Below are 26,713 nucleotides of genomic sequence, written 5' to 3'. Positions count from 1 at the left end.
GGGTGTGCGCTAGGTGGAGGGAACCTGGTCGTTCGGACTGGCGATTCTCGTGGTGGCACTGGCCGGCACGGCAGCGGTCGCGTCGAACCGGTTGAGTGAGCGGACCCGTGTTCCCGCTCCCGCGTTCTTCCTGGTGGTGGCCGCCGTCGCCGTGGACGTCTTCCCCGGGCTGCGGGAACTGTCGACCGCCACGGTGCAGGACGTGGTCACCGTCGCCCTGGTGGTGCTGCTCTTCCAGGGCGGAATGGACCTCGGCTGGCGGCGCTTCCGGCCGGAGGCCCGAGCCATCCTCGCGATCGGTGTACTGGGGACCTTCGCCACCGCCGGCCTGCTGGCTGTCGCGGCGCACACACTGCTCGGCCTGGACTGGCGTCCCGCCCTGCTGCTGGGCACGGCTCTCGCGCCCACGGACCCGGCCGTCGTCTTCTCGGTGCTCGGACGCCGCCGCATCACGGGCCGCACCGGAGTGCTGCTGCCCGGCGAGTCCGGCGCCAACGACCCGGTGGGCATCGCGCTCATGGCCGGTCTGCTGGGCAGCTCGGGCGGTGCCCTCGGCACGGCCGGACACACGGCCGTGCTCTTCGTCCAGGAGATGGTCGTCGGCGCGGTGCTCGGCGCCGCCGGCGGATGGGCGCTCAAGTGGCTGATGCGCAGGGTAGCGCTGCCGGCCGAGGGCCTCTACCCGCTGCGCACGCTCGCGGGGGCGTTCGCGGTCTACGGACTGGCGACGGTGGCCCACGGCTCCGGGTTCCTGGCCGTCTTCGTCGCCGGAATCCTGCTCGGCGACGTCCGGGCTCCCTACAAGAGGGAGATCGAACGCTTCCACACCGCGCTGGGCAGTCTGGGGGAGGTCGTCGCCTTCGCCGTGCTGGGGCTGACCGTACCGCTGTGGACGTTCACTGCCGAAGGCGCGTGGCAGGACGGACTGATCCTGGCGGTGCTGCTCGCCCTGGTCGTGCGTCCGGTCGTCATGGCCGTTCTGCTGTGGCGCATGCGGATGAGCCTGGGGGAGAGGGCGTTCCTCGCCTTCACCGGGCTCAAGGGCGCCGTGCCGGTGCTGCTCGGCAGCTACATCGTCAGCTCACGGGTCGCGGACGCCGATCGCCTGTACGACATCGTCTTCGTCGTGGTCGTCTTCTCCGTCGTGGTCCAGGGATCGCTGGTGCCCACCGTGGCGCGGTGGTGCCGGGTGCCGATGCGGTCGGTGGAACTGGAGCCGTGGGCTTTGGGAGTGCGCTTGCGTGACCGCCCCGAGGGGGTGGTCCGCCACGTGGTCGCGGAGGGCTCCCCGGCAGACGGCACCGCCATCGAGGAACTCGACCTCGGCGAGGACACCTGGATCAGCCTCGTCGTCCGCGAGGGGCGCCTGCTTGCCGTGAGCGGCTCCACGCGGTTGCGCAGGGACGACGAGATCCTGCTGCTGACGGGAGACGACGACGAGACATGTGCACGGCTGTTCACCACCCACCCGACGTGACACCGACCGTGCCGGGGACGCGGTGCGTGTGCATGGCACTGCTGGTGCTGCTGCAGGCGGTCGTACGGTAGGCAGCAAGCGCCCGGTGTCGGCGAGGGTTGGTCCGACAGGGATGTCCGGAGACGTGCGGGGCGACCGCCGGACGGCCTTGCGTACCGCCCCCGGGCGCCGGCGGCGCCGACTCGCGCGTACGTCGCTCCCAGGGCCCGGCGCCTCCGAGGCCCCAGGCAGACCGCGTGGGGAGGCCGACGGCGGCCACCTTGCGTATGGACCGGATCGTGACGGCGAACAACGTCAGATCGGCGGCTGCGATGCCGAGAGTTCCCCACACCGGGCGGCTGCGGTAACAGCGGTATCGGCGCGGGCGTGAATGACATGATGAGTGCCGGCCGTGTCAGCATGGGCCTCGAGCAGCCGCCGGACGGGCGCGCTGGTGCTGGCCACGGACAGGAGCATGCCCAGGTCCCGGCATGTTCGGTGGACGCGGAGGACGACGCTGGTCGTGGGGCCGTCCGCGGCGTACTCTTCCAGGACGATCAGGACGGGAGCGGGTTTGTGAGCGTGAACGAGACCTCGAGTCGGCCCACGAGCTCGGCACGTCCGGCGATGTCAGGAGCCTGGTGCACCGTGATGACGAGCACTCCGTGCTCGAGTGAGTGAGACAGCAACACGGTTCTCGACCCCCGCAGTGGTGGACAGCGCCCCTTCGGGTACCCGGAAGGGCAGGCACCAGTCCGCGCGGAGTCGTGCTGTGCGAACTGTCACCAACCGGCCGACGACATCGCGTCCGTAGCGTCGCCGAACCGTGCCGAGCACTCCAACAGCAGCGCATGGACGAACCCCTGCGGCAGATTGCCCCGTAGCTGGCGCTGTGCCACGTCGTACTCCTCGGCGAACAGTCCGGTGGGCCCGCAGGCCGAGCGGGTGCGCTCGAACCACCTCGCCGCTTCGGTGTGCCGGCCCTGGGCGTGAGCGGCCAGCGCCATCGTGAAGCCGCACAGCAGGAAGGCACCCTCCGCGTCGCCCAGCGGCTCGTCCCCGTGCCGGAAGCGGTAGACGTAGCCGTCGTCCGCCAGGAGGCGTGCGACCTGCGAACGAGTGAGGGAGAAGCTGGGGTCGGTGCGCGGAACCGCCCCGCGTGCCAACGGCAGCAGAAGGGCCGCTTCCGGACCGGCGTCGTCGTCAGCACGCTGCCAGTGACCGTCGGGATGGACGCAGCGCGACCTGGTGGCGTCAAGGATGCGGTCGGCCAGGCGTGACCACTCCGCCGACGCGGGCGTGCGCAGCCGGCGGGAGAGGTCGCGCAGGCCGACGACACAGCAGAGACGGGAGTGGGTCCACCATCGGTTCTCCAGTTCCCACAGTCCGGCGTCCGGCTCGGTCCAGCGCTCGGCGATCGCGTCGGCGGCCATGGTGGCGGCCTCGACGGCCCGGGTGTCGAGCGCGTCGTGGCGGGCGGCAGCGGCGAACAGTTGGAGGGCCTCCCCGAAGACGTCGAGCTGGAACTGCCGACCCGCGCGGTTGCCGGTCCGGTCGCCACCGCCGGGGTAGCCGACGAACGGCAGTCGCCGCTCCGGCGGCAGCGGCTTTCCGTCCACTGTGTAGGCCGGGCGCAGCCCGGTGCCGTCCTCCAGGATGCGGTCGGTGACGAAAGCCGTCGCCCGATCCAGCAGGGCGTGCGGGCCGTGTGCCGCGACCGCGATGCCGGCGTAGCACTGGTCGCGGACCCAGGCGTAGCGGTAGTCGTAGTCGCGGCCGGTATCGGCGCGTTCGGGCAGCGAAGTGGTCGCTGCGGCGACCATGCCTCCGTTGGCACTGGTCAGTCCGTTCAGGACGGCGTACGCCATGCGGGTGTCGCGGGGAGCGGCGGTGTCGGTGCAGTCGGGCACAGTCGCCTTCCACCATCGCTCGGTGGCGTCCCACAGGGCCGGTGGGTCGAGCGAGTCGCTCTGCGGCTGGGTGGCGAGGTCCAGGACGAGGTCGTGGGCGCCGCCCTCCGGCAGCCGCAACCGGGTGCGCAGCCCGCCGTCCGGGTCCGGTCGGGCGCCCGCGGCCCCCGTGAACCGTACGTGCAGGGAACCGGTGCGTGCCTGCCAGGTGCCGCTCTCCCGCAGCATCTGGGTCATGGGGTGCCGTCCGTAGTCGGCGCGCACGTCGAGGTCGATGTCGACGAGTGCGGGTCCCCGAACGGCACGGATTTGCCGGAGCAGCACCACGCGTCCGGCTTCGGCCGGGAGCGCCAGGGCCTCCCGGCAGGAGATGATCCCGTCGGCGGTCACCCATCGGCTGACGCGGATCAGCGTGCCGTCCTCGTAGTAGCCGCCCCACACGTTCCACCGGTCGGCAGGACGGATCCGGTACCGGCCCGGCCCGCCGAGGAGGCCGTTGAAGACGGCACCGTCGTGCCATGCGGGCGCGCACAGCCAGGCGATCCCGCCGCGCGGATCGATGAGCGCCCCGCGCTCTCCGTCGGCGATCAGGGCGTAGTCGCGCAGAGTCCACGGGCTGTCCGCCGAGGCCGTGGACGCGTCGTCGGTCGTGGCGGGCCGGGTCATGCGGTGCGGTAGCGGTCGGCGGTCGTCCGGTTCAGTGCGAGTCCGTGGCCCGGTTCGCCGGAGGCGCCGGGGGTGACGGTGCCGCCTCGCGGGTCGAGCGTGCCGTGGAACAGCGTGTTCTCGACGCGGACATGGTCGTGGAACCACTCCAGGTGACGGGTGTTGGGCACGGCTGCGGCGACGTGGGCGTGCAGGTGCGGGGCGCAGTGACCCGAGATGTGCAGCCCGAGTCCTTCGGCCACGGCGGCAGCGCGTAGCCAGACGGTGATGCCGCCGCAGCGGGTGACGTCGGCCTGGAGGCAGTCGACGGCGCCCGCGGCCGCCATTCGGGCGAGGTACGGGAGGTCGTAGCCGTATTCACCCGCGGCGACGTCAGCGGTGACGGCGTCGCGTACCTCGCGCAGGCCGGCCAGGTCGTCGGAGGAGACGGGCTCCTCCAGCCAGGTGACACCGAGGTCGGCCATGGCCGTTGCCATACGTACGGCCTGCTTGCGCGTGTAGCCGCCGTTCGCGTCGACGTACAGTTCGGCGGTCTCGCCCACGGTGCGGCGTGCCAGCGCGGTGCGGTGCAGGTCGCGGGCCGCCTGGCGGCCCCAGGACTCGGCGACCTTGATCTTCACCCGGTCGATGCCCTGATCGGTCCAGCTGCGCAGTTGCTCGACGAGCTGGTCGTCGTCGTACGTGGTGAGGCCGCCGCTGCCGTATACCGCGACCTCGTTGCGGGCAGCGCCCAGCAGACGCAGGAGCGGCAGGCCCAGGAGGCGGGCCTTGAGGTCCCACAGCGCCGTGTCGACGGCGGAGACGGCGCCGGCGGCGATGCCGGGCCTGCCGGCGTTGCGCAGGGCACGGCTCATCCGGTCGTTGGCGGCGGGGGCGTCGAAGGCGTCGTGCCCGACGACGAGGTCCGCCAGTTCGTGCTCGATGACGGGTGCGGTGGCGGGCGATCCGTAGGTGAAGCCCAGGCCCGTCACGCCCTCCGCGACGGCCTCGACCAGCACCAGGGTGGTGGCCTCCCAGGTCAGGGTCGCGTCACCGCCCGGCAGATCCGTGGGGATCCGGTAGACGGAGACGGCCAGGTCCTCCACGGCCGGACTGCCGCGGAGAACCTGACCTGATGAGGCCGCCTGGGTCACTTGTTCTCTTCGGTGCTGTCGTGCGGTCCGGCGCCGGGGCGGTCGTCGCGGTGGCGACTGCCGGGCAGCATCTCCTGCACTTTCGCCTTGAATCCCTGCTTCACCATGGAGCCGCGGTCGCTGTCACCCTTGAGGATCGCTGCGGCTGCGGCCTCGATCTGGTCCAGCTCGGCGTGCGGCGGGATCGGCGGGACGGCCGGGTCGGTGCGGAAGTCGATGACGAAGGGCCGGTCCGCGGCGAGGGCCTGATCCCAGGCGGACTCGACGTGCTTGGGCTTCTCCACCCGGACCCCGTCCAGACCGAACGACCGTGCGATGTCCGCGTACGGCAGGTCGGGAATGTGCTGGGACTCCTCGAACTGCGGGGCGCCGGACATGGCGCGCATCTCCCAGGTGACCTGGTTGAGGTCGCCGTTGTTCAGCACCGCCACAATCAGCCGCGGATCCGACCACTCGCGGTAGTACTTCGCGGCGGTGACCATCTCCATCATGCCGTTCATCTGCATCGCGCCGTCACCGACCAGGGCGATGGCGGGCCGGTCGGGGTGGGCGAACTTGGCGCCGATGGCGTAGGGCACGCCGGGGCCCATGGTGGCCAGGGTGCCGGACAGGGAGCCGCGCATCCGGCCGCGCAGCCGCAGGTGACGGGCGTACCAGTTGGCGGCCGAGCCGGAGTCGGCGCTCAGGATCGCGTCGTCGGGCAGCTTGCCGTCCAGGGCGTGGACGACGTACTCGGGGTTGACCGGGTCGGCGCTGACGGCGGCGCGGCGCTGCATGACCTCCCACCAGCGGGCGACGTTCTTCTCGATCTTCTCCCGCCAGGAGCGGTCCTCCTTGCGGTGCAGGCGGGGCAGCAGCCGCTGGAGGGTCTCGCGCGCGTCGCCGACGAGGTTGACCTCGTTCGGGTAGCGCAGGCCGATCATGTGCGGGTCGATGTCGATCTGCACGGCCCGGGCCTGGTCCAGCTCCGGCATGAACTGTGTGTACGGGAAGCTGGAGCCGATCATCAGCAGGGTGTCGCACTCCTGCATCAGCTCGTACGAGGGACGGGTGCCCAGCAGCCCGATGGAACCGGTGACATAGGGCAGGTCGTCGGGCAGGGCGTCCTTGCCGAGCAGGGCCTTGGCAACGCCGGCACCGAGCACGTCGGCCAGCCGCTCGACCTCGGCGCGGGCGCCACGGGCGCCCTGCCCGATCAGGACGGCGACCTTCTCGCCTGAGTTGAGCACGTCGGCGGCCCGCTGGAGGTCCTCGTCGGCGGGGACCGGCGCGTACCGTCCCATTCCGAGGCTGGAGGGCACCATCTTGAAGGAGTGCGTGGGCGGACTGTAGTCCAGCTCCTGCACGTCGCCGGGAAGGATGATCGCCGTGACGGTGCGCTTGGCGTACGCGGTACGGAAGGCCCGGTCGATCAGGTTCGGCAACTGCTCGGGGACCGTGGCCGTCTCGCAGAAGTCCGAGGCGACGTCCTTGTACAGGCTGGCCAGGTCCACTTCCTGCTGGTAGGAGCCGCCCATCGCACTGCGGTTCGTCTGCCCGACCAGGGCCACGACGGGAACATGATCGAGCTTGGCGTCATAGAGCCCGTTCAGCAGGTGGATCGCGCCCGGTCCGGACGTCGCCGCGCACACGCCGACCTTGCCGGAGAACTTCGCGTAACCGACGGCCTGAAAGGCAGCCATCTCCTCGTGCCGGGCCTGGACGAACTTGGGTTTGTTGTCCGCGCGTCCCCAAGCGGCCAGCAGCCCGTTGATGCCGTCCCCCGCGTAGGCGAAGACATGGTCGACGTCCCAGTCGCGCAACCGCTGGAGAATGTAGTCGGACACCTTCGTGCTGGCCATGCAAACTCCGTTTCCGATCTCGATAGTGAACGGCTGTCCCGGCGTCTGGACGCCCGCGGGCATGACACAGCCCATGGGTAACCGTCTGGCTACGCGGGAAACGTCGCCCCCGTGGGGCCCGCCTCGGCCGCGCGGGCGTCAGCCGAGGGAGGCGAGCAGGTCGTTGCACGCTTCCTCGCAACGGCGGCACGCCTCGGCGCAGACGCGGCAGTGCTCATGCTGCTCGGCGTGGCTCGCGCACTCGTCACCGCAGGCTTTGCAGACGGTGGCGCACGCCGTGAGGACGGCCCGGGTGACGTTGGCGTCGTAACCGGTGTGGCGGGAGAGGACGGCGGCCGTCGCGGCGCAGACGTCGGCGCAGTCGGCGTCGGTCCTGATGCACTTGGTCAGTTCGGCGACCATGTCCTCCGACAGGCAGGCGTCCGCGCAGGCCGTGCACGCCTGAGCGCAGGCGACGCACTCCTCGATGCAGTGGGCGAGCTTGTCACGATCCACACCGCCCAGGTCGGCGGGGTAAGCGGCGAGCATGTCCCGGACAGCAGTGTTCATGCGAGTCTCCAGTAAGTGCGGTGGCAGTGGGACTCCGAATGGGCCCCGACCCTTGACGCGTAACACCGAATGACGGCGGGGAAACCCGCCGGAACGCGGACGTATGCGCTGCCGGCTGCAGTAGGCCGACGGCGACAGTGTGTTCCGGGCTTCCCGTCTTCATCAGCCACCAGCAGGCCCAGGCCTCTTTCGACGAGGGCGACGGACGGACGCGGGCAGTCCCCTCGCGGGGGGAATCGGCCGTGGCGGTGTACGAGGACCCGGCCGGCGTGCTGACCGCCCTGATCCGGGCCAGTCACCTGTCGGCGTTCGAGGACCTGCCGGCCCTGGTGGCCGCCCACGCCGCCGCGCGGGCCTGGGCAGGGTCGGTATCTTCCTGGCCGACCTGCAGCAAGGAGTGCTGCGTGAACTGACCGGCCGCGGTCTGGACGCCGGGTACGGGGGCGAGGAGCTGCGCATCGACGGCACCCTCGCGGGCAGGGCCGGTCGGCGAGTGGACGGGCGGGCCCCTCGTCGAAGAGCGGCAGGGTCGGTTCCATGGTTCTCTCGGTCGGCGGCGAGCGTAGGGGGCGCTGGTAGGTGTCGGATCAGCCGCTGGCGGGCGCGCGCCGAGGGTGCTCATCGGGGGCGGGGGCGATCACGCTCGGGCAGCCGCGCGACGACCAGGTCGTAGGAGTCCTCGACCACGTCGGTGATCAGCCGTTTGGTGATGCCGGGGCCCGCTCCGAGTGTGATCCAGTGGCGTTTGTCGAGGTAGCGGCCCGGTGTGATCGTGGCGTGGGCGTGCATGTGGGCGCGGGCGCGTTCGGGTTCGCATTTGACCGTGATGATCTGTTCGTCCGGGTCGTCGGTGACGATGAGGAACACCTTGCCCGCGACTTTGTACACGTCGAGCTGGGGGGTGAAGGGGCGTGAGTGGCTGACGTCGGGCAGGGCGAGGGCCGTCTTGCGGGCGGTGTCCTGGAGCCGGTCGCCGGCCGCGCTCACCGGGCGGCCCGCGTGCCGCCGGCGTAGGTGTGCGGGTCGACGGGCTGCTCGGCCTTGGGCAGATGGGCGACGACGAGCCGGTAGGACTCGGTGACGAGCTCCCGGACCAGCTTCGTGTCGATGCCCTCCCCGTCCTCCAGAGTGATCCAGTGCTTCTTGTTCATGTGGTATCCGGGGGTGATGTGGCTGCTGTCTTCCCGCAAGGCCAGGGCCTCGCCCGGGTCCGACTTGAGGATCACGACGGGTCGCCCGGGGACCTCGGTCATCAGCATGAACACCTTGCCGCGCACCTTGAAGACCTCCCAGTCGTCCCCGAAGGGATGATCCAGCTCGGCTCCGGGAAGCTCCTGCGCGCAGTCGGCGGCGGTCTTGTGCAAAGTCATGGGTTGTCCTCCTTGAAGTGGCGGCGGGCTACGTTGCGGTGAACCGCCAAGTGCGCGCCCCGCAATTGCGGCGGCACACTTCATCCGTGCCCGTAATCCACCGAAAACGGGCAGTAGACTGCGGACACATGATGGTCGATAGGCGACAACCAGCCTCGAATGGCCCGGCCGGACCGGCCAAGGTCCCCTTGTACGGTTTCCAGCCCCCGGTCGGCACGCCCCTCGGGCTGGAGGTGAGCACCGTGCAGGACTTCTTCGCCGAGCACGACGACTGGCCGTGGAACCCTCCCCGGCCGGGCCGCGCCACCTTCCACTACCTCATCGCGGTCACCGAGGGCGTACTGCGGCACGACGTCGACCACCTCACGCGGACCGTCACCCCCGGCCAGTGGCTGTGGGTGCGGCCCGGGCACACGCAGTGCTGGCATCCGCCGGGCGCCGCCCGCGGCCCGTTCATCCTGTTCGAGCCGGACGTCCTGACACCCGCCACGGCCCGCCTGCTGGCCCCGCTCACTGCCCACGAGGCCCCTGCCGTGCTGAGCCCGCACCCCGACGACGCCACTTGGCTGCACCAGACGGCACTGCAGCTCCTCGACGAACACCGTGCGCTCGGACGCCGCCCTCTCGATGTCCACCATGCCCTGCGGCGCAGTCTGCTCGAATCGCTGCTGCTGCGCCTGGCCAACGCCCCCGGCATCGCCCCCGCGGACGCGACGTCGGCCGGCGCGGGCCGGGGCGACACCTACGGCCGGTTCGCGGACGCCCTGGAGCTGCACTTCCGCGAACTGCACCGGGCGGCGGACTACGCCGAGCTGCTCGGCTGCTCGGTGCGCACCCTCAGCCGCGCCGCCCGGGCCGCCACCGGCAAGGGGGTGCGTGAACTCATCGACGAGCGCCGCCTGCTCGAAGCAAGGCGCCTGCTGGGAGGTGCCCGGTGGGACGCCCGGAGTGTGGCCGGCCACCTCGGCTTCACCGACCCTGCGAACTTCGGCCGCTTCTTCCGCGACCGTACCGGTCTCACCCCGTCCGCCTTCGCTGCCCGCGAGGCGAGGACCGGGGCGTGACGCAACGCGGCGGAGGCGCCTTGCCCGTCAGGAGGAGACGGCTGCCTTCGCGGTCTGCGCGCGCACGTCCAGCGGGGGTGCACGGTGTACCACTTGCCGTCGTCAGTCGGGACGGGTCGCGCTGTCCGTGCGGAGGTCGCGTTCGCAGACGGCAAGAACGTTGCCGGAGGGGTCGGTGAACCAGGCGAACCAGGGCCGCTGGCGCGGTAAATCCCGTCCGGGTCGGTCTGCATGGGCGTTCCGTCGTAGTGCTCGAAATCCACGCCTCGTCGGGTGAGGTCCGCGACAGCACTGGGGAGGTCAGGGACGACGATGTTGAGGATGGTGAATCGGGCTGGTTGGTGGTTGGGGTGGGTGTACGCGACGGTGCTCGCGCCGCCCGGGAGGTAGAGGGTGAGCATCCCGTCCCGGTCTTCCACCTGCAGCCCGAGTAGCCGTGGTAGAAGGTGCGGGTCGATTCCAGGTCGGTCACGGTGAAGGAGCTGTAGGCGTCGGTTGCGGTCTCGGTCATCGGGGTCCTTACGCTCGGTCATTGGGTTGCGTTGGTGCCGCGGGGCGGGTGTCTCGCTGATCGGTGCGACGGGGGCGGCGCCGGGCAGATGCTGACTGCACAGGCGCCGGCGGGGCCCCGCTCGCCATGCGTCGCAGTGAGCGATGCGCCACGGGCCATCGATGAACCGGTAGCCGTGCGAGCCGTTCCAGGACCTGATCGGTGGAAGGAAAGCGTTCGGGGCCGCCGCCACCACGTGCCGCGGGGCGCGTGCCTGCCTCAGCCGAGCAGACCTTCCTGGGCCGGCGGAGGTCGCGTTCACCTCGCGAACCGTCCGCGGGTCGATCGCTGCCGCCGGAGGAGCGCGGAAAGGGTTCTCAGACGACCGTCTCAGCGGAGCCGAAGTCCATGTCCATCGGGCGAATGAACGACCAGGTGGAGTGGATGATGCGCCACTGAGAGTCTTCTTCTTTCTGGTAGAGCTCGATGCAGTTGTACTTCATGTCGATGAGGTTGGTGTCCGCGTACAGCTGGTAGGTCAGCAGTGCCGTGTCGCCTCCGAACTGCACGCGCGGGCTACGGAAGTCGTACGCGTCGGCATGGAGCTTTCCGTTCACTCCGTCCAGGAAGGCGTCGATGGTCTCGTGGTCCTCGACGCGTTCCAGATGGGCGCCGTCGAAGTAGGTGAAGCTTCTGCGCGACCACAGTTCCCGGTATCCGGAGACGTCGCCGTTGAACCATTTGTCCAGGGCGCTCTTCTCCAGCCCGATGAGGTGCTCGGCGAGCTGCTTCTGCTCGGCGGTGTAGTTCGCCTCGTAGTCAGGGACGGTAGTCATGATCTTCCTTTCGTGCATGCCGCGGCCGGCGCCGGACAAGAGATGGTGGGCTTCGTCAGTCGCCGAGGACGACGACGGGCTTGCCCGGCGTCGTACCGGACTCGACGTCGGCCTGGGCGGCGCGGACCTGCTCCAGACCGTGGTGGACCCCCGCGATGGGAGGCTTGATGTGTCCGGCCGCGATCGCGTCGAGCTGGCGCTGGAACACCTCGGCGGGCAGGTCACGTGCCTCGCCCCCGTAGGAGGTCAGCCGAACCCCGCCGGGGATCATGAACGGGGTGAAGTGGGGGATGGTCCACTCGCCCGCCAGGGCGCCGGTGAAGCAGACGGTGCCATGACGGCGCACCGTGCGGAGAGTGTCGGGGAGCACCGAGCAGCCCACCAGTTCCAGCGCGGTGTCGACGCCGTCCGGTACCAGGGCGCGCACCTGCTCCTCGATGCGGCCGTCGTCGACCAGCGGATGGTCGACGCCGAAGGCCCGAAGTTCCACGGCCCGCTCCGGGTTGCGGGTGGTGGACAGCACCGTGGCGCCGAGGTCCTTGGCGAGCGTGGCGGCGCTCAGCCCGACCGTGGAGGTGCCGCCACGGATCAGCAGCGTCTGCCCGGCCTTCAGGTCCAGGCCCCGGGTCAGCGAACCGTACGCCGTCTGGAACATCTCCGGCAGCGCTCCGACCACGTCCCAGGGCAGGCTGGTCTCGAAGGGGATGACCTGCTCGGCGGGGACGGTCACGTACGGGGCGTAGGCGCCGTCGTACCGCCGGCCCATGCCGCCCATCATGGTCGCGACCTGCTGTCCAGGGCGCAACCCGCTGTTCTCATCGGCCTCGTCGATGACGCCGACGCCCTCGATGCCGGGGATACGCGGGTAGGTGACCTCGGCGTCCGATTCTCCCTTGCGGGTGGTGACCTCGGACTCGTTGACGCCGAACGCCTTCACCTTGATCCGCACCCAGCCGGGGTTGCGGACCGGTAGCGGCACGTCCTTGATCTCCAGGGCGTCGAGATCGCCCGGGTGGGTGACGACGACGGCCCGCATCGTTGCGGGTGTGGCGCCGTCGGCTGCTGTCGGCTGGCTCATGTCGAACTCCTTTCCGTGTCCCCCTGAAGATGTGAACTCGGAGCCGTGGCTCCGGACGCGGCGGTGTACCCGGTTGCCGCCCGGCCCCCATCTGCCGAGGCGCCTATGGCGGCATCCTGGGCCGGCTACGACCGGCCCGCTCACTCCTCATCAGCGGTTCCGCGCGGTCAGGGCGGCGGAGCAGTGTTCGGCGAGGGCCATGGTGGTGAGGTTGGGATTGGCGGTGGGCAGGCCCGGCATCACCGAGGCGTCGATCACATACAGGTCCTCGACGCCGTGGACGGCGCCGGTGGGGGACACGACAGCCTTGGTATCGCCGGCCGGGCCCATGCGGCAGGTTCCCACCGGGTGCTGGTAGGTGGTGACGGACCGGCGCAGCGCTTGGTGCAGCTGTGCGTCGGTGGCCGCGGCGGGGCCGGGGGCCTGCTCGGCGCCGAGCAGGCCGTCCAGGGGCGGGGTGTGTGCCAGGCGGCGGGCCAGCCGCATGCCCGCCACCAGGCGTTCGCTGTCCCGGGGGTCGGTGAGGAACCCGAGGTCGACGCGGGGCCCCTGGCGGGGGTCGTTCGAGCGCAGCCGCACTTGCCCGCGGGAGTGGGGCCGCAGCAGGCAGACGTACAGGGTCAGCACGGTGCCGCCGTCGTCGTCCGTCTCCGGACCCAGCGGGAAGACGTGCAGGTCGGTGCCGGTGTTCTCGCCGGAAGCACAGGTGAGGAACATCTGCATGAGGGCGGTGTGCGCCTGGGGCGGGGCGGCGTCGGCGGGGAAGGTGAGGGTGGTCACTGGGTGGTCCTGGAGGTTGCCGCCCACACCCGCGAGGTCGGACTCGACCGGGATGCCGAGGTCGCGCAGGTGTGCGGCCGGGCCGATGCCGGAGCGCATCAGCAGGACCGGGCTGCCGTAGGAGCCGGCGGCGAGGATCACCCTCCGACTCCGCAGGACGGTGCCCTGTCCGTCGGCGAGCCGGACCCCGGCCGCCCGGCCCCTCTCCAGGACGACGCGGTCCACGAGCGTGTCGGCCCGCAGGGTGAGGTTGCGGCGGTCTCTGGCGCGGGCGAGGTAGGTCAGGGCGGTGCTCTGCCGGATGCCGTCGATCCGGTTGACCGGCACCGGCCCGATGCCCTGGGTCCCGGGTGCGTTGTGGTCCTCCACCGCCGGGTATCCAAGAGCCAGGCAGGCGTCCTGGAAGGCCCGCTGCAGGGGGTGGAGTTCCTCGGGCCGGTAGCGGCGCACGGGCACGGCGCCGTGGGTGCCGTGCCAGGGCGTGGTGAAGTCCAGGTCGTGCTCGACGGTACGGAAGTGGGGCAGCAGGTTCTCGAAGGACCACGCGGTACCGGCTCGCGCTGCCCAGCCGTCGTAGTCCTGCGGGTGCCCGCGCAGGGCGATGGCGTTGTTGACGGCAGAGGAGCCGCCCACCAGTTTCCCGCGGGCCACGGGGATCTCGCGACCCAGGCTGCCGGGTTCGCTGACTGACCCCCAGTCGTGGCTGAGGGTCTCCCGCGGGCCGGCGGCCACGTCCTCGGGCATCCGGGCTGCCTCGCTGCCGTAGTCCGGTCCCGCTTCCAGCAGCAGCACCGAACGCTTCCCCGACTCACTCAGCCGGTCCGCCAGCACCCCTCCGGCGGACCCCGCACCGACCACGATCACATCCCACTCGTCCACGGTTCCCACTTCCCCTGGTGCTGTCCGCTCGCTGGCCGGGCTCAGCGTTCCACCCGGCTGCCCCGAGCCACCGGCGGACGATGCCACGACAACCATTCGCCACTCCGTCGGCCCATGCCGCGACGGCCGACGGACAGCCCGCCGCCCGTCACCCATGGCATTTCTCGCCCGGCGCGCCGGGAGGTGTGCCGCCCGCGGGCCGGGGCTCGCGGCTCCGTTCTGGCGGCGCGTCTCCTCCTTGACTGCCACAGCTGGGTTTCGCTCTCCGGGCCCTGGACCCGCCGGTCCCAGGCCCGGCCCCACCGAAGACTGCGGCTTGCACGGGACCGGTATATCCCTGGCCAGGCGTCCAGGCTGCTGGGCTGGGTAACGACGACGGCCCTGCGCTGTTCTGCGTCCCTGTGTCGCCTGGTGACCGTCAAGGGCGGTCGATGCCCTTCCACAGGTCGAGGGTCGCCTGGTAGCGAGCGGTGGCCTCGAAGGGCGGGTTGCCGACGCTTCCCGAAGTGGGCTGATCGACGACGGCGGGCCACAGGCGGCCCAGCTCGCCAGTGGCGAAGTCGAGCACGATGTCGCGGATACGCGTGTCGCGCTCTGCCTGCTCGGCGCTGCGGCCCGGCTGTTCCTGGCCGACGAGGGCGTGCATCTCGCTGCCGTGGACGGCGGGCACGTTCTTGGCGGGTCCGACTACCAGGAGATGAGCGTTGCCGCCTGCGGCGGCGTGGGCCAGGGCGGCGCGCGCGGCGGGGAGCCCGTAGATGTAGTCCGTCAGGAGCGCGGAGCGGACCTCGGCCGGAGTGCGGCCACCCTGGTTGCAGGCATCGACGATCTGCTGCGCGCGCGAGCGCGGAATACGCCAGCCGGCGACCTCGTCGGTGATGGCCTCGACGGTGTGGGGGTCAAAGCGGTCGAGGTCGTTCGCCACCCACCAGCCCATCTCGTCACTGGCCGCGCTCAGCAGGATGTCGACGTCGCGGTGTGTACCGGAGGCGAGTACGTCCATGGGGTGGGCACGCAGCACCGCTCCGGGCTGTCCGGTGTCCAGGACGACGCCGATGGCCTTGGAATCCATTCCGGCGCGGACGCCGAGGTCCGTGGGGAGGACCTTGTGCAGAGCGGGCACCAGGGATGCCGCATCCAGGTCGAGCAGCTTCTCCGGCTGGTCCGCGACGCCGAGTTCGGTGACGAACCGGTGCGCGAGCTCCTCGGCCCACCAGGCCGGCTGGACGCGCGAGGCGGCGCCGGAGAACCCGGCCAGACGTCGGTACAAGCCGTTGGCGGCGGGAGCTCCGAGCAGCCCGAAGGCGGAGAAGCCGCCGGCGCTGTGGCCGTAGAGGGTGACGTTGCCGGGGTCGCCGCCGAAGTAGGCGATGTTCTGCCTGATCCAGGTCAGCGCGGCGATGACGTCCTGCAGACAGAGGTTGCTGGCCTCGGCGAGCGCTCCCCCGTACTGCGACAGAGAGACCCCGCCCAGAGCGCCGAGCCGGTAGTTGATCGACACGCCCACCACGCGTCCCGTCGCCGCGAGACCGGAGGCGTTCGAGGTGATCTGCGTGTTGGCGCCGTACTCGAATCCGCCGCCGTGGATGTACACGGCCACCGGCAGCGCCTTGCCGGCAGGCTCCTGGGGAGCCCACACGTTCAGGTTCAGGCAGTTCTCGCCCATCCCGCTGTCCGCCCCCAGCCAGTCGCCGCTGTCGGGCTGGACGGAGACGACGCCCTTGCGGTCATAAGGGAGGTCCGGATCGAAGTCCGCGACCACGGGGCGGCGGAACCGCTCGGCGGTGGCGTACGGAATTCCCCACCAGGACCGAACCCCTGGTGCAGTCGGGGCCGTAGGTGTGGTGGCGGTCATGGCGTCTCCTTCGGGCACAGCGGAGGGTGTCGCGTTGGTGTGCGGCGTCATCTCATGGGGAACACCGCGGCGCTCTTCCATGGTGTGTCGGTCTCTGGCGCATCAGGCATTCGGAGGCGGACAGCTGATGGTCGACCGGTGACATTCGTCGGCGGATGAACGCGGCGGTCAGCCGGGCCACCGTGCCCGGGTCCTCCCCGAACGTTCCATATCCGCGTGACCAGCGTGGGTCGCTGTAGATGTCGGCCATCGGGCCGAGCGCGACCCGGAATCCGAGGGCCAGGTACTCGCGGCGTACGACGTCGCCGTACTCCTGGACCCGCCGCTCGGCTTCGGGCAGCGCGGCCATGCCGGTGTGCTCGGGCCAACGGGAGAGCGCCTCCAGGGTCTGACCGGTCAGCGGTGACGAGAACACGCCGTGCCGCGGGTCGGTGGAGACCGTCACCGGGATACCCAGCCGCGTGCCAGCCACTGCGGGAGATGGGGCAGGCCGCGGTGCGCCTCCTCACCGACACCCTCGACCACGGCCGGAGCCCCGCCAACGCCTCTGTCCCCACCCACCTCGTCATCCGTGACTCCTGCGGCTCCCCCGCCCCGGACGGCAGCCCGCTGCCCATGCGGGTCAACGGGGCCTCGGCGTAGGCGGGTCCCATCGGGCTGTCGCCTCCCCGAACCCTCGTCACCCGGTCCGAGACTCGCCCGCTGCCAAGCCAGGGCCTTGCGTACGGCCGGGGGTATGGCCCCGATACAGCGGACATGAGCGGCGGCGAGATGCCATCCGTCCTCGCGTTGAGTAGGTCGACGCGATCGGGGGCATTGAGCAGGAGGGCCGAGGCGATTTCGGCCGAGCCGGCCGACCGAACCTTCCCCGATCGTCGTGAGCGACCTCTCCGGCATCCACCCCGGCCCCGCACACAGAAGCTTGCTTCGCGCAGGACAGCTGGGCGACTTCCCAGCCGCCAGAGCCGTCAGACAACGACTCGTCACCTCAAGGTGAAGCGACGGCCGACCGGTAGTGAATCCTGGGCGGAACACCCATTGGTTGCGCCTATACAGGCCATCGATTTTTCGTCGTGGACCTCCCTGCATGTGACCGGCTTCACTGACCCGTTAGTGAGAGCGGTGCCGGTCGGGCCCGGCGCCGCACAAGACATCGTCGTCGTGGCCGTCCGGATCGGACCTTCTCGTGGCGCGTCGGTGGTGTTCAGCCGTGCCTGGATGGAGGTTGCAATGACGCACACCCCGGATGAAGCCGCGGGCGGCAACGGCGTGGTGGGGGCCAAGCCCTGGTACCGACAGCTTTACGTACAGGTCCTGGTAGCCATTGTCGTCGGTATCGTGCTCGGTTGGCGGTGGCCGGATCTGGGCACTTCGATGGAGCCGATCGGCACCACGTTCGTCACCGCCATGAAGATGCTCATCGGCCCGATCGTGTTCCTGACCATCATCGGCGGCATCGCCGGGGTCGCGGACCTGAAGAAGGTGGGCCGCACGGGAGTCAAGGCGCTCGCCTACTTCCAGATCGGCACCATCGTGGCCATGGCGGCGGGCCTGATGGCCATCAACCTTTTCCCGCTCGGCGAGGGCGTGCACGCCGACGTGGGCGAGCTGGACACCTCCGGGGACGCCGGCCAGTACATCGAGAAGGGCGAGCACCAGCACTGGTGGGAGTTCCTGACCAACCTGGTCCCGGACAGCTTCTTCGGCGCGTTCGTCGACGGGGACATCCTCCAGGTCATCTTCCTGGCCGTGCTCTTCGGCATCGCGCTGAAGATGGTGGGCAAGGCGGGCGAGCCGATCATCGCGTCCGTGAACCGGCTGACCGAAGTCGTCTTCAAGGTCCTGGCGTTCGTGATGAAGGCAGCTCCGCTGGGCGCCTTCGGGGCGATGGCCTTCGCGATCGGCAAGTTCGGCCTCTCCACCCTCACGAGCCTCGGCTCGCTGATCCTGCTGTTCTACGTCACCTCGATCCTCTTCGTCGTGGTCGTCCTCGGAACCGTGCTGGCCGCCTACGTGAAGCTCAACATCTTCCAGCTGCTGCGGTACTTCAAGGAGGAACTGCTGCTGGTGCTCGGTACGTCCACGGCCGAACCGGCACTGCCGGGGCTGATGCGCAAACTGCAGTTCATGGGAGTCGACCGGCCCACCGTCGGTCTCGTCGTGCCGACCGGCTACAGCTTCAACCTCGACGGCGCGGCGATCTACCTCTCCCTGGCCACCCTCTACATCGCCCAGGCCACCGACACCCCGCTGTCGGCAGGCCAGCAGCTCGGCCTGCTCGCCGTGATGCTGCTGACGTCCAAGGGCGCGGCCGGTGTGGCCGGCGGCGGGTTCATCGCCCTGACCGCGACGCTGTCCACTGTTGGCCACGTCCCTGCCGCAGGCATCATGCTCGTCTTCGGTATCGACAAGTTCATGTCCGAGTGCCGGGCCATCGTCAACTTCTGCGGCAATGCGGTCGCCACCCTGTTCGTCGCGCGGTGGGAGAACGGACTGGACGTCGAACGAGCGCGCCGCGTGCTGGCCGGACAGCCCGTGGAGGAGCTACCTGAACCGGAGGCTGTACTGGGCAAGCCTGACCGAGACGGCGTGACGTCGCTGCGGAAGGAACAAGACGCCGCGGCCACGGAGGGACCGGTCTCCGGTCAGCCGGGCCCGGGGCCGGCCCCAGCTGGCGACATGCCCTCCGCCGTTCCTTCGCGGTCGGCCTGAGAGGCGTGGACCAGCTTTCCTGACTGGCCGGAGGCCTGCGCACGTTCGATAGGTTTCCCCTATAGCAAGCGGTAGGGGAGGCAGAGTGGACGCCCGGCAGTTGCAGTACTTCCTCGCCATCGTGGAGCACGGCGGTTTCAGCAAGGCCGCCGCCGCGCTTCACGTGGCGCAGCCGTCGTTGTCCCAGGCGATGGCGAACCTGGAGGCCGATCTGGGGGTCTCCCTCTTCCACCGCATGGGCCGCGGCGTAGTCCTGAGTGAAGCCGGTGCCCAGCTCCTGGAGCCGAGCCGCCGCGTCCTGCGCGATCTCGACGCCGTACGGGCGCGGGCGGCCGACCTGGCGGGGCTCGGCCGCGGCACGGTTGAGGTGGCCGCCATGCCCTCACCCGGTATCGAGCCGCTGACCACGCTGATCCACCGGTTCGCCGAACTGCACCCTGGCGTCACCGTGAACACCCGGGCGGCCTTCACCCCGGAGGAGACCGTCGACCTGGTCCGCAGCGGCGCCTGCGAGCTGGGGCTGCTGGGAGCCGCCCGGCCGGTGACCGCGACCGGCATCGATGTCCTGCCGGTGGAGGAACAACCGTTCGTCGTCGTCTCCGCGGCCGACGCGGGCTTCCATGACGGCGACGTCCTGAGTCCCGCGGACCTGGCCGGGCACGAACTGATCGCCTCCCGCCCGGGCAGCCTGATGCGCACCATCGTCGACGACATCACCGCCCGCAGCGGGAACACGGAGATCGTCGCCGTCGTGGACCACCGCACCTCCATCCTGCCGCTCGTGCTCACCGGCGTGGGCATCGCCGTGCTGCCGGCCGCCTGGACCCGACTGGCCCGCCGCTGCGGACTGGTGGTCGCCTCCCTCGCGCCGACCGCCCACCTCCACGTCGCGATGATCAGCCTGGCCAACCACCTCACCCCCGGCGCACGGGCCTTCCTCGACCTCACCCGCGCCCTGGCCGCACGACGGGGGCACGACCCCCAGGCGTGACGGCACGCCACAGTCCTTGCACCGATCGGCCACCCCTATGAGTCGTATCGAAAGCACGTCTTGGACGGAACCTGCCGCCGACCGGTTGACTCGAAAGCACACCAGATCAGCACCCGATCCCCTTCGCCCCAGCCCGGCTGAGCACGGGCGCTGGCCCTGTCCAAGAACTGGAGGCTCCCCGTGCCCGAGACCCGAACCTTCCGTATCGCGGCCATTCCCGCCGACGGCGTCGGCGGGGAGGTCGTCGCGTCAGGACGCGCCGTCCTGGACGCCCTCGCCGACGCCTCCGACAAAGCCTTCGCCTTCGACTGGCAGGAGTTCGACTGGGGCAGCGACTACTACGCCCGCACCGGAAAGATGATGGCCGACGACGGCCTCGAACAGCTCAAGGACTTCGACGCCATCTACTTCGGCGCCGTCGGCTGGCCCACCGTCCCCGACCACATCAGCCTGTGGGGACTGCGCCTGAGGATCTGCCAGAGCTTCGACCAGTGGGCCAACGTCCGCCCCGTGCACTTCCTGCCCGGCATCACCAGCCCCCTGCGCAAGGCCGACGACACCGAACTCGACTGGGTCGTCGTCCGCGAAAACAGCGAAGGCGAATACGCCGGCCTCGGCGGCCGCAACCTCGCCGGCCGCGGCGCCGGCGGCGAAGTCGCCGTCCAGTCAGCCCTGTTCACCGAGGTCGGCTGCGAACGCATCATCCGCTTCGCCTTCGACCTCGCACGCACCCGCACCCGCCGCAAGGTCTCCTCCGTCACCAAGAGCAACGCCCAGCAGTACGGCATGGTCCTGTGGGACGACGTCTTCAAGCGCGTCGCGGCCGACTACCCCGACGTCGAGACCGAGAGCGTCCTGGTCGACGCCATGTCCGCCAAGTTCGTCCTGCACCCCGAGGACCTGTCCGTCGTCGTCGCCTCCAACCTCAACGCCGACATCCTCTCCGACCTCGGCAGCGCCCTCGCGGGCAGCCTCGGCCTCGCGGCCAGCGCCAACCTCAACCCCGAACGCCGCTTCCCCAGCATGTTCGAACCCGTCCACGGCTCCGCCCCCGACATCGCCGGCCAGGGCCTGGCCAACCCCATCGGCGCGGTCGGCAGCGCCGCCCTTATGCTCGACCACTTCGGTCTACCCGACCAGGCCGCCCGACTGAACAAGGCCATCGAAACGGTCACCGGCGCCGGCATCCTCACGCGCGATGTCGGCGGTACCGCTACCACGGGCGACGTCACCAAAGCACTCATCGACGCTCTGGCCAACTGACACGCCGTCTCGACGGCGGCACCGCAAGCGTCCCGGTCCGCACCAACGTCGCGCCCGCGGACCGGGCGAACCAACCGTGCCGGGCCCCACCTCGGAGCCCGGCACGGCTGTGTGCCGTGCAGTCCGCGGCGCCTTGCCGACAGGCAAGAGGCGAGGAGAAGTCGGCGTCCTCGGCGCCTTACTGATCGTTTCAGAATGAGTTGAGCTGCGGGTCCTGCGCTTAGTGATCTTGGGCGGCAGGGTGTCCGGAGTGCGTGCTGATCTTGTTCCTGACGACTTGTGGGAGCGGGTAGCTCCGCTGCTGCCGCCCGCTCCCGAGCGGCGCCGCCGCCATCCGGGGCGGCTGCGTGTTCCCGACCGAATCGCACTCGCCGGCGTCCTGTATGTACTGCGGGCCGGTGTCGCCTGGCGTGACGTCCCCGCGGGGACTGCGGGCTGCTCCGGGGTGACGGCCTGGCGCCGGCTGCGGGACTGGACCGAGGCCGGCGTCTGGCCACGCCTGCACGCCGACCTGCTGACCGAGCTGCGCCGCGCCGACCTGCTGGACCTGGACGACTGCGCCGTGGACGGCTCGCACGTCCGGGCCCTCAAAGGGGGGATCACGTCGGCCCATCGCCCGTCGATCGGGCCCGCCCCGGCTCCAAGCACCACTTGATCGTCGACCGTCACGGAACCCCGCTCGCCGTCACGCTCACCGACGGCAACCGGCACGATGTCACCCAGCTCCTGCCCTTGTTGGACGCGGTCCCATCCATCCGGGGTCAGCGGGGACGCCCCCGCCGCAAGCCTCGGCGACTGTACGCGGGTCGGGGCTACGACTTCGACAAGTACCGCCGCCTGCTGTGGAAGCGTGGCATCAAACCCGTGATCGCCCGGCGCGGTGTCGCCCACGGCTCCGGACTGGGGAAGGTCCGGTGGGTGGTCGAGCGCGCCTCCGCCTGGCTCCACCAGTTCAGACGACTCCGCACCCGCTACGAGCGACGCGCCGACCTCCATCAAGGCATGCTCGAACTCGCCTGCGGAATCATCTGCCTCAGACGGCTTCCGAAGGCAGTCGACGTGCAGCAGTAGGCTCCTGACGCGTGACCTCTTCTCCCCACGGCGTACCTGCGCCCTTCCGCCATGAGCCCAGCCCGGAGACCAGGCGAGAGGCGGACGACGACGCGTTGATCAAAGCCCTGCAGGATCGTGCATGGGATCCGGGTCTGCGATTCGACCGCGCGGACGTCCCTGTCGCGTGGATCGTCGAGCGTTATGGCAAGCCCCGGTTGGAGCAGTTGCGAGACGACATAGTTTCGTATGGCAGTGACGGGACGGTTGAGCTCAAGGCCGAGACCGAGGAGGTGACCGACTACTACGCCGACGCCCCTCGTGGGCCGCTGTTCCCTCCGATCTCCCTGTCAGACATCGAGAAGGCAGAGCACAGAATCGGGCGCCGTCTTCCCGAACTGCTTCGGCGTCTCTACACCGAGGTCGCCAACGGAGGATTCGGACCCGATGGCGGGCTTGCCTCCCTGACCGACGGCAACCGGGCCCCAGGGCACGTGCGCGACTGGCCGTGCGCGGCCAGCGTCCACGAACGCGACCTGTCAGAGGGCACGCCACCATCGTGGCTCTTTCTCGCCTACGGCGGCTGCACGATGCAATGGCATGTCTCATTGAGCGCAGTCGACAACCCAGTGCTTCTCTACGACGCCGACGGTCACACCTTCGGGGAGGGCCCTCACGACGGCCTTCACCATGCGACCGCCTCACTACGAAAATGGCTGTGGACCTGGGCTGACGGCGGCGACGTCTGGGGTGAAGTCCTGTGACTGCTCTTACGAGCAGGCGTGATGTCGCATTGCACGTCCAGCTCATTCTGAAACGGTCAGTAAGGAGGTTGTCGAGCCGTGGAACGCCTCGGAGGTGGGTGCCTTCGTCGCTGCGATGAAGAGTGACCGCCTGTTCGCGCCACTGCTGCTGTCCGTGATGGGGCTCCGTCCGGCGGAGGTCTGCGGCCTGCGGTGGTCGGACATCGACCTGGACGCAGCCACGCTCAGCATCGCCAACACCCGGACCATGATGGGCAACCGCACGGTGGTGGAGAAGGACACGAAGAGCATGGCGGGGGAGCGTGTGTTGCCGATTCCGAGCCTCGTACGGGAGGCGCTGAAGACATTCCGCGCCACGCAGGCAGGGGAACCCCTGGCGGCGGGTGAGGGGTACGAGGGCGGCGGGTATGTGCTCGTGGATGAACTTGGGGGCGCGCTGAACAGTCGGCAGCTCCGAACGCGGGCCTACAAAACAATGGACGCAAACGGCCTTCGCAGGGTCCGTCTGTACGATGCTCGGGCGTCTTGCCTCACGTACCTGGCCAACAATGGGGTGCCGGATCACCTGCTCGCCATGTGGGCCGGGCACACCAACGTGAAGACGACGAAGAAGTGGTACGTGAAGCCGGACGTGGCGGACCTGCTTCCAGCGGCGGAGGCATGGGGAGGTCTCGCAGGGGGCGTGTGACAGATCGTGACAGATGAAGGTGTGAACCCGTGACCGAAGCCAAGATCGAAACGCTGCAATACCGCCTTGACGGGCCAGAACACCTCCCCGTGCTGATCTTGGGACCGTCCCTCGGTACCACATGGCACAGGTTGTAGAGACCGTCCAGGGACGTCTACGGCAGTCCAGCGCGGGCAGGAAAGTGCAGGTCAGAACGTCTTGGTCCGGGACGGTCCGCCCAGTTGGTGATTGCGGTGTGACACGAGGGTGATATGGCGAGGCCCCCACTGAGGTCCGTCCTGAAGGGATCTCTGCTCGGATCCTCGAGACGGCGAAGCCGCATCGGTGAGCAATCCAGTGCGGCTTCTCTGGGATCGCACGCTCTGGCGTGCACGATGCGGTCGGCGGCCCTTGCAGCCGGTTGGACGCGACTTTCCCGAGTGCCTGATTTGCGATCGTACGCGCTCGTCCGTGTGAGGGTGGCTGGCCATTGGGGCAGCTGAACTGGCGATCCCGGCCTGTGGCGAAGCCGCGGCGCATCACTGTCTCAGGGATGTCCGTGTGGGCGTCGATTCGCACTTCCGTAACTAGTACGAGCGCCGCATCGGAAATTCGCGAGATAGGCCCATGCCTCAATAACTGCTTTGCCCGAGAGGTCAGCCACTTGGTCGGGTCCACTCGGCCGTGACACCCACCAGAGGGCCGGTCGTACGCTGAGGACTGGCCCGTAAATTATCTTCATTGGGGTGGGATCGGTCCAGCCTCCGCCATCAGGGCTGCTCGTGTGGTGGGCTGCCTCAGGCCGCACGGGCAGTCTGCGTGGCTGGTGTAGGGCAGGGCAGGATCCAGCGCGTCGGCACAGGGCCAGGAGCGTGGGCGTGACGGTGCAGGATGCGCGGTTTGGCTTGGGTCTCACGTAGGACACGGGCTGGGTGGTGGTGCAGGGTCACGTGCTCAGCAACGATGGCGTCCGGCTCGTCGCGGTGTGATTTCGGGCGGTCGAGGGTACGGCGGGTGCTCGTGGGGTCGGTTTCAGTCGGGCCGGGCGGGGGCGCGTAGTTCGACCTTGTACCCGCCTTGCGGGGTGGGTACGGCGGTGAAGGTGCCGTCGAGCAGTTCGGCGCGCTCTCGCAGGCCGATCAGGCCCTGGCGGGAGCTGGGCAGCGCGACGGCCGGGCGCGTGGGTGCTGTGTTGGTAATGGTGACGCCGAAATAGTGGGCGTCGTGCCACAGGCAAACCTCGGCGCGGGCTCCGGGCGCGTGCTTGCGCACGTTGGTGAGGGCTTCTTGGACTGTGCGGTAGACGGTGCGCTGGGCAGTTGTGCTGATGGCGGCCGGAAGCTCGCCGGTCAGGGTCGTCTCGATGCCGCTGTTGGCGATCAGTTGCTGGAGATCTGCGAGGGTGGGCTGGGGGGCGAGTTCGGTTTCCTTGCCACCGGAGGCGCGGAGCAGGGTGACCATGTGACGGAGTTCATCGAGGGTGTTCACGCTCAGGGAGCGGATGGTGCGGGCGGCCTCGCGGGCTTCGGGATCTTTGGAGGCGACCTGTAGCGCTCCGGCCTGTACGGCGATGAGGCTGACCTGGTGGGAGACGACGTCGTGCATCTCGCGGGCCAGCTGGGCCCGTTCGTGGGCGAGGACGGTCTGGGCGTGCAGGGCGCGTTCGTGCTCCCGGGCCTCTTCCGCCTCCTTGAGCTGGCGTGCCACGTCGCGCCTGGCTTGGACGAGCTGGCCGCACAGGACCGGGGCGATGGCTGTGGCCAGCGTGTAGACGAACTGGATGAGCGTCCAGGTCCGGTCGCCGGTGAACGTGTCGGACAGGGGCCAGGCGAGGGTGCCCGCCGCCGCGTGCAGCAGGGCGCAGCCGACCAGCAGCCGACGGTTGCGGGTGGCCGTGGCCAGTGTGTACAGGGCGGCGATCGGCGCTACCGCCACGTCCATGAAGACCGTCATGGGCAGAGTCAGCAGGAAGACGGTCAGCGGAAATCGCCTGCGCAGGAACAGTCCTGTGCTGCCGATGGCGACGCAGGACCACACGAGGGGGGTGCCCTCGTCGAAGAGGTTGATCCAGGCGTCGAGCACGGCGAGCACGACGAGTCCCACGTCGACGGCCCAGGGCGGCACTCTCCGCCTCAGTGCCTGGCCTGTGCTCATCGCCCCTTGTCCCGCGACGTGTCGTCACCGCTCTTGCTGAGCAGTCCGGCCCGCTCCGCGAGCAGTGCCGCCTGGACACGGCTGGAGACCCGCAGCTTGGTCAGGATCGAGCTGACGTGGTCCTTGACGGTGCCGGCACTCAGATGGATGCGGGTGCCGATGTCGGCGTTGGACAGTCCCTCCGCAACCAGGACGAGGACGTCACGTTCCCGGTCGCTGAGCAGGCCCACGCGCGCCACGTCCGCGTCCTGGGGTGCTCCTGCCCCCGGGTGACCGCGCAGCAGGGCACGTGTGGCCTTCGGCGACATCACCACCCCGCCCGCGGCCAAGGTCCGCACCAGGTGGGCGAGCTGTTCGGGTTCGGTGTCCTTGAGGAGGAAGCCGGCGGCCCCCGAGCGCAGCGCGGTCAGGATGTACTCATCGGTGTCGAACGTGGTCAGCATGGCCACGTGCGGTGGTTCGGGCAAAGCCTGGATCTGCCGCAGGACGGTCAGACCGTCCACGTCCGACATGCGGATGTCGAGGAGCACGACATCCGGCATCTCGCGGCGGATCACGTCAGCCGCCTGCGCTCCTTCCGCGGTCGCCACGACCCGGATGCCGTCGGACGCGTTCAGGATCATCTGGAAGCCGGATCGCACCAGGGCCTCGTCGTCCACCACCACTACCCGGATCACCGGCGTTCCGCCTCACACTCGTCTGCCCTGTCTGGGTTCTCGGCGACTCGTACGCGGCGCAGGGCATTCCGGCCCCGTATGAATTCGCTCGCTGCCGAGCGTACGTCCGCGGCGGCACGCGACGCTCGATCACGAGGCGACGCCCGCCACCTGACAGGCCCGTCCCAGCCGTTCGGGGGGAGCGCTTCGGCCCTTCGGCGGGCAGGAGGGAGAACCCTGGCGGATGGAACCTGTGGCCCTGTCGCGGTGGGACGGTGGGTGGTCGGCCGGACCGGCGGGCCGCAGCCGATCTCCGTACCGTTGGAGGACCCCCTGACCCTGCCCCGCTCGTCTCTGCGCTTGCGCCGTTCCGCCCGCGCTGGAGGCCGTACCTGGGGCTCCTCTATGGCGATCGGCACGGCGGACGCGCTCCTCGGCCTGGCCGTCGTGGAGGCCAACGCCCTTATCAAGTAGGGATGTCGGTCGCCGGGTAGCTGCGGGCGCCTCCTCCCCGGCGCTGCAAGTGGCCCGCTCCGAGGCAGCGGCCGC

23 protein-coding genes and 1 pseudogene are annotated in these 26,713 nt (G+C 69.9%); 10 read left to right on the top strand and 14 right to left on the bottom strand.

Going from position 1 to position 26,713, the window contains the following annotated elements:
- Nucleotides 1-13 precede the first annotated feature (13 nt).
- A complete protein-coding gene (locus ACP4IX_RS26880) occupies nt 14-1,477 on the top strand; it encodes a cation:proton antiporter (protein WP_426557025.1) in 1,464 nt (487 codons plus the stop codon).
- A gap of 761 nt (nt 1,478-2,238) precedes the next feature.
- On the opposite strand, the gene ACP4IX_RS26875 is transcribed toward ACP4IX_RS26880, so the two are convergent.
- From ACP4IX_RS26875 to ACP4IX_RS26860, 4 genes are all read right to left on the bottom strand, one after another.
- Nucleotides 2,239-4,032 carry a glycoside hydrolase family 15 protein gene (locus ACP4IX_RS26875; protein ID WP_426557023.1) on the bottom strand — a complete coding sequence of 598 codons (1,794 nt, stop codon included), beginning with the start codon at nt 4,030-4,032 and terminating at the stop codon, nt 2,239-2,241.
- Nucleotides 4,029-5,117 carry an enolase C-terminal domain-like protein gene (locus tag ACP4IX_RS26870; RefSeq protein WP_426557021.1) on the bottom strand — a complete coding sequence of 363 codons (1,089 nt, stop codon included), beginning with the start codon at nt 5,115-5,117 and terminating at the stop codon, nt 4,029-4,031. Before ACP4IX_RS26870 ends, ACP4IX_RS26875 begins: the two co-directional genes overlap by 4 nt.
- A gap of 44 nt (nt 5,118-5,161) precedes the next feature.
- Entirely contained in the window at nt 5,162-7,006 is a 1,845-nt protein-coding gene (locus tag ACP4IX_RS26865; RefSeq protein ID WP_426525848.1) for a thiamine pyrophosphate-requiring protein, read from the bottom strand.
- Between the two features lie 138 nt (nt 7,007-7,144).
- Entirely contained in the window at nt 7,145-7,555 is a 411-nt protein-coding gene (locus ACP4IX_RS26860; RefSeq protein ID WP_426525850.1) for a four-helix bundle copper-binding protein, read from the bottom strand.
- Between the two features lie 242 nt (nt 7,556-7,797).
- On the opposite strand from ACP4IX_RS26860, the gene ACP4IX_RS26855 reads away from it, so the two are divergent.
- Nucleotides 7,798-7,968: a hypothetical protein gene (locus ACP4IX_RS26855; protein WP_426557019.1), complete on the top strand. Its 171-nt coding sequence runs from the start codon at nt 7,798-7,800 to the stop codon at nt 7,966-7,968.
- Nucleotides 7,969-8,173: 205 nt separating this feature from the next.
- Here ACP4IX_RS26855 and ACP4IX_RS26850 read toward each other — a convergent pair whose 3' ends face one another.
- Both ACP4IX_RS26850 and ACP4IX_RS26845 read right to left on the bottom strand, forming a co-directional pair.
- Nucleotides 8,174-8,542 carry an MmcQ/YjbR family DNA-binding protein gene (locus ACP4IX_RS26850; protein ID WP_426557017.1) on the bottom strand — a complete coding sequence of 123 codons (369 nt, stop codon included), beginning with the start codon at nt 8,540-8,542 and terminating at the stop codon, nt 8,174-8,176.
- Nucleotides 8,539-8,925 carry an MmcQ/YjbR family DNA-binding protein gene (locus ACP4IX_RS26845; RefSeq protein ID WP_426525854.1) on the bottom strand — a complete coding sequence of 129 codons (387 nt, stop codon included), beginning with the start codon at nt 8,923-8,925 and terminating at the stop codon, nt 8,539-8,541. Before ACP4IX_RS26845 ends, ACP4IX_RS26850 begins: the two co-directional genes overlap by 4 nt.
- Nucleotides 8,926-9,053: 128 nt before the next feature.
- On the opposite strand from ACP4IX_RS26845, the gene ACP4IX_RS26840 reads away from it, so the two are divergent.
- On the top strand, nt 9,054-9,989 hold the full coding sequence (locus ACP4IX_RS26840) for a helix-turn-helix domain-containing protein (RefSeq protein ID WP_426557015.1): 936 nt from the start codon (nt 9,054-9,056) through the stop codon (nt 9,987-9,989).
- A gap of 867 nt (nt 9,990-10,856) precedes the next feature.
- Here the strand turns inward: ACP4IX_RS26840 and ACP4IX_RS26835 are convergent.
- From ACP4IX_RS26835 to ACP4IX_RS26815, 5 genes are all read right to left on the bottom strand, one after another.
- Nucleotides 10,857-11,315 (bottom strand): DUF4440 domain-containing protein, encoded by a 459-nt coding sequence (locus ACP4IX_RS26835; protein WP_426557013.1) that lies wholly within the window; start codon nt 11,313-11,315, stop codon nt 10,857-10,859.
- 55 nt (nt 11,316-11,370) lie between these two features.
- Nucleotides 11,371-12,393: an alcohol dehydrogenase catalytic domain-containing protein gene (locus ACP4IX_RS26830; RefSeq protein WP_426557011.1), complete on the bottom strand. Its 1,023-nt coding sequence runs from the start codon at nt 12,391-12,393 to the stop codon at nt 11,371-11,373.
- Nucleotides 12,394-12,543: 150 nt separating this feature from the next.
- Nucleotides 12,544-14,052 (bottom strand): GMC family oxidoreductase, encoded by a 1,509-nt coding sequence (locus tag ACP4IX_RS26825; protein ID WP_426557009.1) that lies wholly within the window; start codon nt 14,050-14,052, stop codon nt 12,544-12,546.
- Between the two features lie 418 nt (nt 14,053-14,470).
- Nucleotides 14,471-15,907: a carboxylesterase family protein gene (locus tag ACP4IX_RS26820; RefSeq protein WP_426557007.1), complete on the bottom strand. Its 1,437-nt coding sequence runs from the start codon at nt 15,905-15,907 to the stop codon at nt 14,471-14,473.
- Between the two features lie 52 nt (nt 15,908-15,959).
- Nucleotides 15,960-16,379, bottom strand: a complete 420-nt coding sequence (locus ACP4IX_RS26815; RefSeq protein ID WP_426557005.1) for a glycoside hydrolase family 3 N-terminal domain-containing protein — start codon at nt 16,377-16,379, stop codon at nt 15,960-15,962.
- Nucleotides 16,380-16,387: 8 nt separating this feature from the next.
- On the opposite strand from ACP4IX_RS26815, the gene ACP4IX_RS26810 reads away from it, so the two are divergent.
- The 7 genes from ACP4IX_RS26810 (at nt 16,388) to ACP4IX_RS26780 (ending at nt 23,375) form a co-directional block, all read left to right on the top strand.
- On the top strand, nt 16,388-16,549 hold the full coding sequence (locus ACP4IX_RS26810; protein ID WP_426557003.1) for a hypothetical protein: 162 nt from the start codon (nt 16,388-16,390) through the stop codon (nt 16,547-16,549).
- A 588-nt stretch (nt 16,550-17,137) separates the two neighbouring features.
- A complete protein-coding gene (gene dctA / locus ACP4IX_RS26805) occupies nt 17,138-18,619 on the top strand; it encodes a C4-dicarboxylate transporter DctA (protein ID WP_426557001.1) in 1,482 nt (493 codons plus the stop codon).
- Nucleotides 18,620-18,704: 85 nt separating this feature from the next.
- Nucleotides 18,705-19,610 (top strand): LysR family transcriptional regulator, encoded by a 906-nt coding sequence (locus ACP4IX_RS26800; RefSeq protein WP_426525870.1) that lies wholly within the window; start codon nt 18,705-18,707, stop codon nt 19,608-19,610.
- A gap of 180 nt (nt 19,611-19,790) precedes the next feature.
- Complete coding sequence (locus ACP4IX_RS26795; RefSeq protein ID WP_426556999.1) at nt 19,791-20,873, top strand: tartrate dehydrogenase; 1,083 nt, start codon at nt 19,791-19,793, stop codon at nt 20,871-20,873.
- Between the two features lie 250 nt (nt 20,874-21,123).
- Nucleotides 21,124-21,944, top strand: a protein-coding gene (locus ACP4IX_RS26790; RefSeq protein WP_426556997.1) for an IS5 family transposase whose coding sequence is annotated in 2 segments (ribosomal slippage) — nt 21,124-21,463 and nt 21,463-21,944 — 822 coding nt in all. Because the reading frame shifts where the segments join, the coding sequence is not laid out codon by codon here.
- A gap of 11 nt (nt 21,945-21,955) precedes the next feature.
- Nucleotides 21,956-22,687 carry an SMI1/KNR4 family protein gene (locus ACP4IX_RS26785; RefSeq protein WP_426556995.1) on the top strand — a complete coding sequence of 244 codons (732 nt, stop codon included), beginning with the start codon at nt 21,956-21,958 and terminating at the stop codon, nt 22,685-22,687.
- A gap of 94 nt (nt 22,688-22,781) precedes the next feature.
- Nucleotides 22,782-23,375 carry a site-specific integrase gene (locus ACP4IX_RS26780; RefSeq protein WP_426556993.1) on the top strand — a complete coding sequence of 198 codons (594 nt, stop codon included), beginning with the start codon at nt 22,782-22,784 and terminating at the stop codon, nt 23,373-23,375.
- Between the two features lie 776 nt (nt 23,376-24,151).
- Here ACP4IX_RS26780 and ACP4IX_RS26775 read toward each other — a convergent pair.
- The 3 genes and pseudogenes from ACP4IX_RS26775 to ACP4IX_RS26765 form a co-directional block, all read right to left on the bottom strand.
- Nucleotides 24,152-24,367, bottom strand: a pseudogene (locus ACP4IX_RS26775) (hypothetical protein); the annotation flags it as partial.
- Nucleotides 24,368-24,386: 19 nt separating this feature from the next.
- Nucleotides 24,387-25,508 carry a sensor histidine kinase gene (locus ACP4IX_RS26770; RefSeq protein ID WP_426556991.1) on the bottom strand — a complete coding sequence of 374 codons (1,122 nt, stop codon included), beginning with the start codon at nt 25,506-25,508 and terminating at the stop codon, nt 24,387-24,389.
- Nucleotides 25,505-26,131, bottom strand: coding sequence for a response regulator (locus ACP4IX_RS26765; protein WP_426557050.1), 627 nt, complete (start codon nt 26,129-26,131; stop codon nt 25,505-25,507). The genes ACP4IX_RS26770 and ACP4IX_RS26765 overlap by 4 nt, the downstream gene beginning before the upstream one ends.
- Nucleotides 26,132-26,713 lie beyond the last annotated feature (582 nt).

The organism is Streptomyces sp. WG5, assembly GCF_049974565.1.
Taxonomy (GTDB): Bacteria; Actinomycetota; Actinomycetes; order Streptomycetales; family Streptomycetaceae; genus Streptomyces.
Note: the sequence above shows the minus strand (reverse complement) of the source record. Positions and strands in the feature narration are given on the sequence as shown.